General features: G+C 40.7%; 10 protein-coding genes. 2 read left to right on the forward strand and 8 right to left on the reverse strand.

What is annotated here, in order from left to right; all coding sequences use genetic code 11:
* Nucleotides 1–37: 37 nt before the first annotated feature.
* Together KDW99_RS06935 and KDW99_RS06940 are read right to left on the reverse strand one after the other, a co-directional pair.
* Entirely contained in the window at nucleotides 38–1,366 is a 1,329-nt protein-coding gene (locus KDW99_RS06935; protein WP_255828566.1) for a TolC family outer membrane protein, read from the reverse strand.
* 196 nt (nucleotides 1,367–1,562) lie between these two features.
* The gene (locus KDW99_RS06940) at nucleotides 1,563–2,819 is read right to left on the reverse strand and encodes a hypothetical protein (protein WP_255828567.1); all 1,257 of its coding nucleotides are present in this window, start codon (nucleotides 2,817–2,819) and stop codon (nucleotides 1,563–1,565) included.
* Nucleotides 2,820–2,935: 116 nt separating this feature from the next.
* Here KDW99_RS06940 and xni point away from each other — a divergent pair, with 116 nt between their 5' ends.
* On the forward strand, nucleotides 2,936–3,727 hold the full coding sequence (xni, locus tag KDW99_RS06945; RefSeq protein ID WP_255828568.1) for a flap endonuclease Xni: 792 nt from the start codon (nucleotides 2,936–2,938) through the stop codon (nucleotides 3,725–3,727).
* 102 nt (nucleotides 3,728–3,829) lie between these two features.
* Complete coding sequence (gltX, locus tag KDW99_RS06950; protein ID WP_255828569.1) at nucleotides 3,830–5,311, forward strand: glutamate--tRNA ligase; 1,482 nt, start codon at nucleotides 3,830–3,832, stop codon at nucleotides 5,309–5,311.
* Nucleotides 5,312–5,415: 104 nt separating this feature from the next.
* Here gltX and KDW99_RS06955 read toward each other — a convergent pair whose 3' ends face one another.
* From KDW99_RS06955 to KDW99_RS06980, 6 genes are all read right to left on the reverse strand, one after another.
* Nucleotides 5,416–7,302: a methyl-accepting chemotaxis protein gene (locus KDW99_RS06955; RefSeq protein WP_255828570.1), complete on the reverse strand. Its 1,887-nt coding sequence runs from the start codon at nucleotides 7,300–7,302 to the stop codon at nucleotides 5,416–5,418.
* A 226-nt stretch (nucleotides 7,303–7,528) separates the two neighbouring features.
* Nucleotides 7,529–7,843, reverse strand: coding sequence for a DUF3301 domain-containing protein (locus tag KDW99_RS06960; protein WP_255828571.1), 315 nt, complete (start codon nucleotides 7,841–7,843; stop codon nucleotides 7,529–7,531).
* A gap of 257 nt (nucleotides 7,844–8,100) precedes the next feature.
* Nucleotides 8,101–8,637 carry a flavodoxin gene (locus tag KDW99_RS06965; protein ID WP_255828572.1) on the reverse strand — a complete coding sequence of 179 codons (537 nt, stop codon included), beginning with the start codon at nucleotides 8,635–8,637 and terminating at the stop codon, nucleotides 8,101–8,103.
* Nucleotides 8,638–8,660: 23 nt separating this feature from the next.
* Nucleotides 8,661–9,548 carry an AraC family transcriptional regulator gene (locus tag KDW99_RS06970; protein ID WP_255828573.1) on the reverse strand — a complete coding sequence of 296 codons (888 nt, stop codon included), beginning with the start codon at nucleotides 9,546–9,548 and terminating at the stop codon, nucleotides 8,661–8,663.
* A 133-nt stretch (nucleotides 9,549–9,681) separates the two neighbouring features.
* Nucleotides 9,682–11,055 (reverse strand): sigma-54-dependent transcriptional regulator, encoded by a 1,374-nt coding sequence (locus tag KDW99_RS06975; RefSeq protein ID WP_255828574.1) that lies wholly within the window; start codon nucleotides 11,053–11,055, stop codon nucleotides 9,682–9,684.
* A gap of 1 nt (nucleotide 11,056) precedes the next feature.
* Nucleotides 11,057–13,138 (reverse strand): PAS domain-containing sensor histidine kinase, encoded by a 2,082-nt coding sequence (locus KDW99_RS06980; RefSeq protein ID WP_255828575.1) that lies wholly within the window; start codon nucleotides 13,136–13,138, stop codon nucleotides 11,057–11,059.
* Between the last annotated feature and the right edge of the window lie 6 nt (nucleotides 13,139–13,144).

Consider the following 13,144-nt stretch of genomic DNA (forward strand, 5'->3'; position numbering starts at 1 on the left):
GTTTTACGGCTTTTTATTGGTCACTACAAAGGCTAGATTAGTTTTTAGCGACTAACCATTTGTCCAGCTCTTTGATCTTGTCTTCTGTAAGGTCACCAGTTGCTTCTAATAGGTTCAGTTTTTTCACCACGAAGTTGTATCGATACTGTTCGTAAGTGTTCTGAGCATCGAAGAGGTTAGACTGGGCATCCAATAGCTCAACAAGGTTACGTGTACCAACATCGTATCCAGCTTTTGTAGCTTCTAATGCGCTTGTGCGTGAGCGAATCAGTTGTTGCTGAGCATCTATTTGAGCTACTGCCGTTTGCAGGTCTAGATACAGGCTGCGGATGTTAAGCTCAATAGCTTGTAGCGAGCTAGCTCTTTGCTCCGTTGCTGATTCTGCTTGTGATGTTGCTTGTCTAACGGAAGCGTTAATTGCTCCACCACTGTATAGAGGGATACTAACGCCCAGTGCAACAGAAGCGTTATTTGTCACGCCATCCTGCATACTTGCTGGCGCGCCGTTGCCGTAGTCAGTGTCCTGTCTTGATAAAGAGCCTGTGATTTTTACGACCGGGGTACGGCCGCTGGCTTTTTGAATGTTTATATTGTTTTCAGCGCTCTTAACAGACAGATTTAGGATTTTTAAGTCTTTGTTGTCTATGCGTGCTTTAGCAATTAAAGAGTTCACTGTCATGTTAGGATCTAGACGAATAGGATAGTCTTTAGCCAGTTGAGGAATGACTTTAATTTCTTGTCCTGTTCTTTGATAAAGTGCTTTCTGCGCATAAGATACTTGTGAACGCGCACTTAGCTCTGTTACTCGAACAGAGTCATATTCTGCTTGGGCATCTTGTAAGTCTGTAATAGAGGCTAAGCCCACTTCGTATTGTTTTTTCGCACGATCTAGCTGACTTGCAGTACTTTTAACTAAGGCTTCTGTAGTTTGCAGCGTAGATTGTGCAATCAATAGGTTGAAGTATTCAGTTAACGTTTTAAGGGCTAGGTCTTCTTCAGCGTTGTTGTAACTAATGCCAGCACTTTCAGATTGTAGCTCTACCGCATCAACTCCATAGTTAAGAGCAGGTGAGTAAATTGGGTAATCTAAATTTAATGATAGGCTATTTGATGTGCTGTCAAAGTCAGCTGAAGGCGTATCTGTTTTATCATATCCAAGGTTACCGTTGAAGCTGATACTAGGATATAGATTACCTTTAGTAACGATTACACCTTCTTTTTGCGCTTGATAGGTCGCAGCGGCAGCTCGTAAACTTGGGTCATGTTGTTTTGCAAGTTTGTATACTTCGTAAATGCTTTCAGCATGGGCAGCTGTACTACTTAGAACGGCTGCAGCGATAAGTGATGGTATAATATGCTTTTTCATAGATCTCTGTGGGCTCGTATTATGAAATATAGTTATAATAGTACCTCAAGTTTCTTGCTTTCGGCAGTGCCTTTCTTGCTATATCTATTATGACTATTGACCATATCATAACGAAATATTTTAAATAGACTTTGAATGTGAAAAATTGATGCAAGCAAGGCTGCTTTTTAGTCTATATTTTTCACATTCTTCCGTTTTAGTTTTTTACATCTACTTTATAAGAAATCGTTTTTTTCGAATTTGCTTTTATTTCCCCTGCAATGATTACGCTATTTGCATTTATTGGAACCACGTCACTGCCTTCTAATACTTCCACAACGCCATTAGTGCTTTGTTCTATTGAATACTTCTGTGGTGTGTTTGAGTGGTTTTCAATGGTCGCTTCCCAAGCTTGAGTGTTAGGAAGTTTTTGAGAAGAGGCGCTAACCAAGGTTAAATAGCCTGTTAGGTCTTGGCTTTTATTGGTTGTAACATTCACTGAACGACCTTCACGAACGGTATCTAAGCGAACGGTATTGCCAGGAATAAGAAGGTCTCCTCTTTTCCAAAACGTCTTATATTCGCCTGGAAGTCCATTTTTCTGCAATGAAAAACTTAGGTTGTTATAGAAGTTTAAGTCGATTTTCCCCGAGTTGCTTCCATAAGTATAAAGCTTGGCTTTATGTGTTTGGCTATCAATTTTACTGTCGCTGCTTGGTAACGGAATTAAGGTGTTTGAGTATGGTGCAATTGATAATACAGCGCCACCAAGAGAGTAGCTTACTTCATTATCCTGATAGTTTACGTCTGGTCTATCGGCGCTCATTGCAAGTGAGCTACGTTCTGCTTTGAACATTTGAGGAGCAGCGCTTCGGGAATAGTGAAGTAGACTGTCTTGAATTTGAATCGTTGAGCTTGAATTGTTGTGGATAAGCGCTTGCTGGGAAACAGACACCTTATCGTTATCGAATATCAAGCTCAGTTGTGGGGTCCACGAAAGCTCATTAGTTTGATAGCTAACCTTGTAAGGTGCGGCTTTATTGGTGTCTGCTTGATCTTCAGGCTTTGCGTTTGCAGTATTTGAATTTTCTAGCGGAATTAAGTAGAAATCATCCATTGGTAATGTCATCGAGAATTCTTTGCTACTTAGCACAAAAGAACGAGTGTTTTGTTCGATTCTGGCGAGAGTGCCAGTATAATTTAAATCTCTTTGTTTGTGCTCTACTCTGACTTTTTTGTTTATTAAGTCAAACCAGTTGGCATTAATGTTGTTTTCTAAGTTAGTGATGGGGGCGAAATTATCTTGTAGCGGTAGCAGTGAGCCTGTGTTTGGAGTAAGACTTAATTGCTGACTAGTCTCCACGATTTGGCTGTTATCTAAACCGATTACAGCGTTTAAAGGAGTAGCAAAAGCGCTGTGAGCGGTTGCTCCTAAAAGAAGACTAAGGCAAAAATAGGCTGGTTGTTTGTTCATAACAGAATCCTTTTTTGGTTATAACAGTACGCAGGTTGTCGTGATGAATCTCCTCACATGGTAACCTATTCAATTCAAGTAAACGTCAAACAATGTAGCAAAAATAAGGGTTTGGAGTGGATAAAAAATTACTAATTATTGACGGATTGAATTTGATTCGACGACTCTATGCCGCACTCGAATCAGAGCAAGATTCCACTCGTCGCATTGAACGGACTCAAAGTATTGCTGTTGAAGCCTTAGCAAAGCTCACTGATCAATTTTCTCCCTCTTACGCTGTTGTTGTGTTTGATTCAAATGGCAAAACGTGGCGCCACCGAGTTTTTCCAGAATATAAGTTAGGTCGAGTTCCTATGGATGACACGTTACTCGACTCATTGCCTGATTTTGCAAAGGTATTTCGCTTCAATCATTTACCCTGTTTAAGGATAGATGGTTGGGAGGCTGATGATCTTATTGCGACGTTAGCGGTTAAGGCGGCGAGTAGGGATGTTAAATCTTATATTGTTTCAACAGATAAGGGTTTTACACAGTTGCTAGGGGATGATCGAATTCTTCAATATGATTATTTTGCTAAGTTGGGTTATGACAAAATATGGGTGCCAGGAAAATATGGAGTCGAGCCTGAGCAGCTGACCGATTATTGGGCTTTAGTCGGGGATACAACTAACCGAATTCCTGGTGTTAAGGGGATTGGACCGAAAACGGCGTTAAGTATTATTAGTTCGTTTCCAACAATCGAAGAGATTTATGCCAATCTACCGACTTTTTCAGAGCGTATTCAATCAATGTTGGCAGACGGGTATGAGCAGTGCTTGTTGTCTCGCTCATTGGTCGCTTTGAAAATAGATGTGGAAGTTGGCGTTCGACTTTCACAGCTTAGGTATATCAAAAGTAAAGTTGAGTGAATATCTAACTTCTAAGAAGAAAAGTTCAGTTTAACCCCTTACTCATATCCTATGAGACGCTTATAATAGCGGCATTTCAGACAACTAATAAACGAGATTTTTATGTCAGAGGTAAGAACACGTATTGCACCGTCTCCAACTGGTGATCCGCATGTAGGCACAGCTTATATTGCACTATTTAACATGGCTTTCGCACGTAAAATGGGCGGCAAGTTTATTTTACGTATTGAAGACACTGACCAAACTCGTAGTACGCCAGAATCTGAAAAAATGATTTTAGATGCGCTACGCTGGTTAGGTCTAGATTGGGCAGAAGGTCCAGATGTTGGTGGTGAATATGGTCCATACCGCCAAAGTGAAAGAGGCGATATTTACGGCCAATATGCTCAAGAATTGATTGATAAAGGGCATGCCTTTTATGCGTTCGAAACCACTGAAGAGTTGGATCAAATGCGTAATGAGCAAAAAGAGCAAGGCTTGCCACAAAAGTATGATGGTCGCGCTCTTAACCTGACAGCAGAAGAAGTACAGGCAAAGTTAGATGCCGGTGTTCCTTATGTTATTCGCATGAAAATTCCTGAAGAGGGCACATGTGTTGTTCAGGATATGCTTAGAGGCACAATCGAAATCGATTGGTCTCAAGTAGATATGCAAGTATTGTTAAAAGCAGATGGTATGCCTACTTACCATTTGGCCAATGTGGTTGATGATCATCTAATGAAAATTACCCATGTTATTCGCGGTGAAGAATGGATTAACTCTGCGCCTAAGCATATTTTGTTGTATCAATACTTTGGCTGGGACATGCCGACTTTATGTCATATGCCTTTGCTGCGTAATCCTGATAAGTCTAAATTATCAAAACGTAAAAACCCAACGAGTATTTTATATTATCAACGTATGGGTTATATGTCAGAAGCGGTAATCAACTACTTGGGTCGCATGGGCTGGTCCATGCCCGATGAGCGTGAAAAGTTCTCGTTAGACGAAATGATTGAGCATTTTGATATTCAGCGTGTTTCTTTGGGTGGCCCAGTTTTTGATGTTGAAAAATTGAGCTGGCTAAATGGCATGTGGATTCGTGAGAATTTGACCGCGGAAACCTTTGCACAAAAATACGTTGAATGGGCACTTAACCCTGAATATTTGATGAAGATTTTACCGCTGGTTATTCCTCGCGTTGAAACCTTTTCAGATGTGGCTGATGTGGCAGGTTTTTTCTTAAAAGGCATGTTGCCAATTACTAAGGAAGATTTCTCTTCTATTAAAATGGAACAAGACACACTTCGTAAGGCAATGCAGTTCGCATTATGGCGTTTAGAAGCATTGAGTAAGTGGGAAAAAGACGAAATCTTTAATGAAATGAAAACATTAGCTCAAGCAATGGAAGAGAAGCCAAAAGACTTTTTTGCACCATTATTTGTTGCTATTTCTGGAACGACAGCGTCTGTCTCTGTTTTTGATTCAATGGCGATTCTAGGGTCTGATATTTCTCGAGCTCGTATGCGCACGGCCGTGAATGTATTAGGTGGTCCTTCTAAGAAAGAAGCGAAACGCTGGGAAAAAGAATACGCTGATCTATAAGGGCAGTGTATTTTTTTGCTAATTAACAAAGTGGCAAAAAAATGATCCAAAAAAAACCGACTATCAAAGTCGGTTTTTTTATGTCGGGCGTTTTCTTGTTTAGATTAACGAGTAGTGAACATACTTGTTTTGTTATCTAAGCTACTAACCTGACTGTGAATGTCGCGGGTATTGCCTTCAATGCTATTAATATAGCTATTATCGCTTTGAAGTTGCTGTGCAATTTTGTCCATCTCTTCACTCATGTGTACAGCCGTTTTCGCCACTTCTTGAATAGAGCGCGCCATATCAATAGAAGATGCCGAACTTGTCTGGGCATTCCGTTCAATTTCACGAATTGCCAATTCTGCTTTCTCACTGAACTCTTCAATCGAATGCAAGCTTTCTTGGCCACTGTGCATAGTCTCGATTGCCGTTTGTGTAGAAGACTGAATCGTACTAACGATATCGGTGATTTTAGCCGTTGCATCGACTGTTTTTTCAGCAAGTGAACGAACTTCATCGGCAACAACCGAGAAGCCACGACCAGCTTCACCAGCACGCGCTGCTTCAATCGCGGCATTTAGTGCAAGAAGGTTAGTCTGGTTTGCTAGGTCATTGATCATACCGATAACGTTATCTATATCTTTAGACAATTGGCCGAGCTCGTTAAGTTGCTCACTTGTTTTGTTAACCACACTAATTGTGCTTGAAAGGTTTGATAGAGCACCTTTAATGGTTTCTGCGCCAACTTTAGCTGACTCATAAGTATGTTGAGATTGGCTACTTAGGTCCTCCGTTGTGCTGGAGATACTAGAAATAGTAGTAGAGATTTCCTCTGTAGCGGCCGCTAGAGAGTTTGTTTGCTCACTTACTGAGCGGTTGCTCTGTGCGATGTTAGTTACAGACGTATTGAGTTCAGTAACCATGTTATTAACGCCTTGGGTAGTGTCTACAACATCACCAATAACTGAGCCCAAGCCTGTCGTCATTTCGTTTACAGAGCTACATAAAGAGTCGAATTCATCGTTACGCTTTTTGTTTACATGTAAGCGAGCGGTCAGGTCACCGCTTTTCACTTTACCTAGGTCTTTAATGATTTGGTTTAGGGTGCTTTTTACACTACTACCAATGCCCATCATCATTAGAGCGGCAATGATAGCGACTACAATGCTTACAATGATAACGCTGATGCTAGCTTGTTGTGAGCTGGCCGAAGCTTGTTGGCGAGCTTCTAGTACGGCTTTTTCCATGTACTCAACGGCAGCTAGGCGTGTTTGAGCAAAGTTTGCTTTGCTTTCCAAAAACTGCGACTGCAAGCTTTTTAGTTGTTGGTTTTCTTTGTCGAAATTTTGAACCGCGGCGAAATACTGATTAATTACTTCACCGAAACGTTCTTCAAGACCAAAATTGGTAACACGCTTGTAGAATTTCTCATAGCGTTCCATGAAAGCTGTTTTATTTGCAGGAACAGGTTCAAAAATGAAGTTTTTTTCAGCTTCACGAACTGGCAAGAATTCTTGTTTTACCAAGCTTAGGAAAGAAATTTCTTCTGTTACCTTTTCACCTAACTGAGATATTGTACCTTTTAAGCCAGAAGAGCCATTAAAGCCTACTTTTTGTCTTTGGTTGACGAGCAGCTTTAAAATATCACTGTAACTTGCTAGGGAAGAGGTGATGTTGCTGATGTTTTTCTTCGCTTCTGGATCTTTAAGAATGTTCATGTCTTTTTCTAGAGTAACCATGAAATTTTCGTGGTTAGTGTTTAGTTGCTCTAGAAAACTTTCGTAAGAGCTATTATCAATACCAGATAGGGTCTCGTATTCTTCCATTAAGGTAATGACTAATGAGGCAAGATCTTTATCTACTGTGGTCAGACGATCAAATTTTGAAGATGAGGTTTCTTGAACATTCAATCCTTGTAAAGCAACAGCAGTTACAACAACGAATCCAAGAATAGCCGCAATCAATAATGAGAGTAACTTGGTACGAAAACTAAGGTTTGCCAACATATTATATCCTGCATTTTTTATTATAGATTGAACAAATAGACATTTGGTGAGTGTCATTGGCACTTCAACATTCACAGGTTTGTCTATTAAAGCATTACAAATGTTTACCTAATCATTCTATTTCTACTATGGCCTTATTTGCAATTAATTGACATAAAAATATGAATTTATCTTGTATAAAAGTGTTGTGTTTTGTTTATTTGCTGCATTTCAAAGTGCGTATCAATTAAAAATCATGGGGGCTGAGCCACACTTTGATTTTTTGATTGCCAAGATAGTAGATTTTGCCTGGGTAGCGGGCAATCCCACTAGAACTGAATTCAAATTTGTACGTTCTTTTGATTTTGATTGTTCCATGATGCCAAGTGGGTTTCCACTCATCACCGCCAACACTGTCTTCCAGTAGTTGCAAGTTTAGCGATTCGCAGTGTTTTTTTGCACTTATTAGAGCCTGCTCTCGTATGGATGTATTTCTCCACCAAGCGTAAATTACGGCAGAAATTAACAGCAGGATAACAATGTCTGAAAGTTGTAAGTTCATGAGTGCCAACTAAATTTTAATGAAGTTTTAACATCATAACGAATAGTGGCTAGAAGAAAATAGTTTATGGGAAGAAATACGTGGCTACCTCCAAGCAGGAGAGAAAGGAGAGGTAGCCACGGGGCTTCACGCTATATAGAGCAAGTCGTAAAATTATCTCATTGAGTAAAACAAAATTTGGGCATTCGGGGCAGCGAATGTGTGGGTAACCAAATTTTAGTCGTTAGTTTTAATCAAATGGCCAGTCAGGCGATAATTTAGGCGGCTTCTACTGCTCTCTCAGCGTAAAGTTGGATGACCCACTGCTCAATGCGTTGATCAGTGAGTTCAAACTGTTGATCTTCATCGATTGCCAAACCGACGAAGGATTCTTTGTTTTCAATGCAGGCCCTAGAGGCTTCAAATTCATAGCCTTCTGTGGACCATTGACCAATAAAGTTGGTGTTGGTTGGTAGAAGTTTTTCATACAGCCAACCTACCGCGTCGATAAAGTAGTCGCCATAGCCGAACTGGTCGCCTAGTCCGTATAGAGCAATAACAGTATCTTCAAGATCGAGTGTGGCTAAACTGTCTCCAATGTCTTCCCAGTCGGATTGAATACCTCCAAAATCCCAAGTCGGTATGCCTAAAATAAGCATGGGATACTGCTCTAGTTGGCTAAGCTCAATATCCTTGATATTGAATATATCTACTTGTTCACCAAGCTCTTCCCATTGTTTGGCAATCTTATGCCCAACTTCTTCTGTATTATTTGTATCTGTGCCGTAAATAAGGGCAATTGTTGATTGAGCCATGTTATGCCTTAACTTTTTAACATTTAGTGGATTTGTCCATACTGGTGACTACTGACACCAAAGTGTTGAACAAATGCGGCTTCGAACTGATCTTCAGAAAAACCGCTTTGAGCAACAATATGTGACTTAGCGCTAGGATCTTGTCTTAGTTGAGCTGCCGCAGATTTAATTCGGCTGCGAGTGCAGTAATGCTCAATGGATTGCTCAACGATAAGGTGAAAGCCAATGGCGAGAGCTTCGGTATTCAGTCCAACCTGTTGAGCTAGACGCTTGATATTTAATGTTTCGTGCTCCGGTGTTTCTATTAGGTTTTGTGCGTGGAAAAGTTTGCTCTGGCAATCTTCGCATTGTGATAAGTGACTAAGCATTTGTAATTGTTCGATTAGTGTAAATATGACCGAATAAAGGTGTCCAGCAAGGCTGATGGAATGACCTTTGTGCGCCAGTATTAACGCCATCGCTGATAGGGTTCTTTCTGTGACAGGAAGTTGGATGATTCCATTCTCATTACCCAATTTATCTCGCATAGTCCTAAAATGTTGAATAATTTGATCTTCCGTTTCGCCAAGTACGGCGGCCAGGTGTGCGGGGCTAATACGAGCTTGGATTAGGCTATGTTCATCACCTTGTTTCATTAGTAGATTGCCGCTTACGTTTTGTGGGCTATAAGATATTTGTACAGAGTTTATGTCTTTTGCTGTTTTTATTGGCCCTGTCCCTAAGAAAGAAAAGTAGATCCCAGGTTTTGCGTCTTCATAGATTGAAATGTCGTCATTGCTAAACAAATGTTGGTTAAGCAATTCTAGGTTTGGAAGTAAGGCGAGCAGTTTTTTATGGCCAGACAGGTGAGCGGCTAATTCTTCTTTAATATTTCCTGCTGTGTCATACACATCACGCATATTTAATTGCATCGTATGTCGCCTTCATTTTGATAATGGTTATCATTAAAGTTGTTTTTGCGCTTTGATGCAAGTGATTCTCATTAATTTTTTTATATGAGAATCACTTTTTTGATATTTTTATCTGATGTGTTGACGGAAGGGGTTAATCTAGATAGTCGGTTCTATTAAGTCCGTACTTTTGCATCTTTTGATTTAGTGTTCGTCGTGGTAGCTGAAGTTGCTCTAGGACAAGCTGGATGTTGCCTTTTTGTTGTCGAATGCTGGCTTCAATTAAACTGCGTTCAAACTCTTGCACCTTAACGCTAAGAGGAAGTGGTGTGATGGTATCTATGTCATCTTGAGCTTGGTAGCCAGCTAAGATTTTTGCAACGCTCGTATTGGGTTCGAGAGCATAACGTAGTGCGACGTTTCTAAGTTCGCGAACATTACCAGGCCAGCCATATAGCGTCAGTGTCTCATGGTCAATAGGGCTAAGCTGTCTTAAATCACCACCTCGTTCTTTAACTGCGATACGGCAGAAATGTTCAAAGAGTAGTGGAATGTCAGAACTTCTGTTACGCAAATCTGGGAGATGTATTTGCGAGACATTCAGCCGGAAGAATAAGTCTTGTCTGAAGTTTTCGAGAGTTTGTAGATCACTTTTTGCAGCGGCTACTACCCTTAAATCTAATTGAATCGTATTGTTGCTACCAACGCGTTCAAGTTGGTTTTCCTGTAATACACGCAATAGCTTTATTTGCATCGCCAGAGGCATGCTTTCTATTTCATCGAGAAATAAGGTTCCGCCACTGGCGTGTTCGAGCTTACCAATTCTTTGTTTGTTAGCGCTAGTGAACGCGCCAGCTTCGTGACCGAACAGCTCACTTTCAAAAAGTTCAGCAGGAATAGCGGCACAGTTTATAGCAACAAAGGGGCTGGAGCCTCTAGGGCTACAGTCATGTAGTGCCTTTGCGACTAATTCTTTGCCGCAGCCTGTTTTTCCATACACGATGACATGAGTGTCCATGCTTGCAAAGGTTCGAATCTGTTGTCTGACACGGACGATTTGTTCGTTTTTACCAATAATGGTTTCTTCTAGCCCATGTAAGTCACCAAGGTACTGAGATTGATTGGCATGCTGGAGTTGAACCGCTCTTAGTTGAATGGCTTTTTCGACCGTTTGCAGTAATCTGTTTGGATCGAAGGGCTTTTCGAGAAAATCAAACGCGCCATCGCGTAAAGCATTGACGGCGGTGTCGACATCTCCATGTCCCGTTATCAGAATAAATGGCAGTTCATGTTCTTTTGATAGACAGTCGCTCATTAGCGTTAAACCATCGATTGGCGTCATACGGATATCACTGACAATAATACAAGGCAATCCAACGCTAAACTGATCTATCAGCTCCTGAGCTTCTTGAAATTCTCTCACTTCATAGTTTGATAATCGTAACCATTGGGCCGTGGTCGAACGAACAATATCGTCGTCGTCAAGAAGCCAAATTTCAATGTGATTGCTGGTATTACTGTTTTCCATATTAGGCCTTTAACAGTGTTAAGCTGAATACGAGTCTTGAGTCATGGTCATGACTTGCTTTTAGAACGCCATTCATGTCTTTTGCTAGGTTTGCACTAATCGCAAGACCCAGTCCTAAGCCTTTTCCGATCGGTTTTGTTGTGAAAAAAGGTTCAAATATGTGTGTCAGCTGAGCGCTTTCTATACCTGGACCATTGTCTTGGTAGTTTATGGTTATTTTATCGCCATGTGTTTCTAAGAATATTGTAATGTTTGGTGTGATTTTTAGTTCGACACAAGCTTGAATTGAGTTACTGATCAAATTAGAAAATATGCGCTCTAACCGAGTTGGTTCAGCAATGACAGTGTCTAAATCATTAAATTCAATTTCCCACTGAACGTTTGCGATGTCCTCTCCAAGGCTTTCAATAGCTCGCTCTACGGAGCTCTTTATCGAGGTGGAGGCAAGCTGTTCTGGTCTTCGGTAGGCAAGTACCTTTAGCTCACTGGTCAGTTTTTGCATTCTTACAACAAGAGACTCTAGGTCGATGAGCGTTTTTAATGCTTGCTCTGAGTCCTGACGTTTAAGTAACAGCTCTGCGGTGTAGGCTAATGTTCTTATACCGGTTAGTGGTTGATTTAACTCATGAGCAATGGCAGTGGACATTTGTCCTATGGCGGCAAGTTTTTCCGTTCTCAATAGTTCTTTTTGCGCCGCTTCTAATGCTTTCGTTCGTTCCAGTACTCGCTCTTCCAAGCGGGTGTTTGCCTCTAGTAAGTTTAGCTCTGCCTTTTTTCGTTTACTAATATCGAGTAACGTCACTAGGTAACCTTGTGAATCACTCCATTTTAAAGAAGAGACTGAAAGTAGTGCTGGAAAAACTTGGCCGTTCTCTTTTTGCAGGACAACTTCTTGTTCTAGTAAATTCTCTTCGGATGGATTCCCCGAAACTTCTTGTGTTTGTAGGGATTTAATAAAAGCCAATGCGATTTGGTTCTCTGGGCTATCAGGTAAGTATTCATATAAATAATGGCTGTTAAGTTTGGTTCTTTCTCCGAAATAGCGTTGCCCCATTGGGTTGACGAAGGATATTTCACCGCGTTTTGTTAACTGCATCAACCCTACGTGAGTATTTTCAATCAGGACTCTCTGGCGCTGAGCACTATTAGCAATGAGGATTTCGTTCTCTAGTTTTGAGGCTATTTTCAAAGAACGTTCTCGTCGATAGAGCCAGAAAAGAAAAATCAGAGCAAAAATCCCAAGGCTAATGAAAGCGATATTTTGGGCTTTTTTATGGATGCCTTTTAAATTTGATAAGTAATGAATTTGCCATTGTAGATCATCTAAAGTGACATTTTGCAAAAGGTAGTTTTCATCGTTCAGGTGGTAAACTTTGGAGCGGGTATTATTGAGAAACTGCACATCTTTTGGGTCATCAAGCCAATTACTCACTAATAGTCGATTTAATTTACTGGCTAAAAATATAAGGCTGTTCTGATCTGTCATGACCACCAGATCATCGAGAAGATTCCATCGTTCAATCAAATCACTGACGTTAATTCGTACAGAAACAGCACCCGCTAAGCCAGCTTTTGTATACACAGGAGCCAGTACTAGGTGGGCTGACTTGTATTGCTTTGGATTGTAGCCAGAGACAAGGATGTATTCTCCTTGTTGTTCTCTAAGCACATTGCTCAAGTCTTGTTTGCTGAAGTAGTCGTCTAAATCGAAATTAGGTGATTGCTCACTGGATACTAAAAGCTCTCCTTGTGCCGACAAAATGAACCAGTCCTGCGTTTTAGATACATGTGTCAGATCTTCTAGATGTCGCTGTAATCGCGCTGTTAACACTGGATCTTTAGGGTTGTTCATAAAAGCCAGTAAGCTAGGGTTATCAGCAAGCGCATAGGGAAGAATGTGGTAGTTTTTTAATTCGCTGCGTAACTCAATTACGTAATCGAGTAGTTTGTCTTGGCCTTCTGAATGCTTATCTATAATCAGCGCCTGATAGGCAATAGTATTCACGCCAAAGAATAATAGAGTCAGTACGGAGCATCCGAAGGTAATAAAAAAAAGACGATGTTTACGGAATTGTGAAATCAAAGAGAG

Source organism: Marinomonas rhizomae (assembly GCF_024397855.1).
In the GTDB taxonomy this organism is placed as follows: domain Bacteria; phylum Pseudomonadota; class Gammaproteobacteria; order Pseudomonadales; family Marinomonadaceae; genus Marinomonas; species Marinomonas rhizomae_A.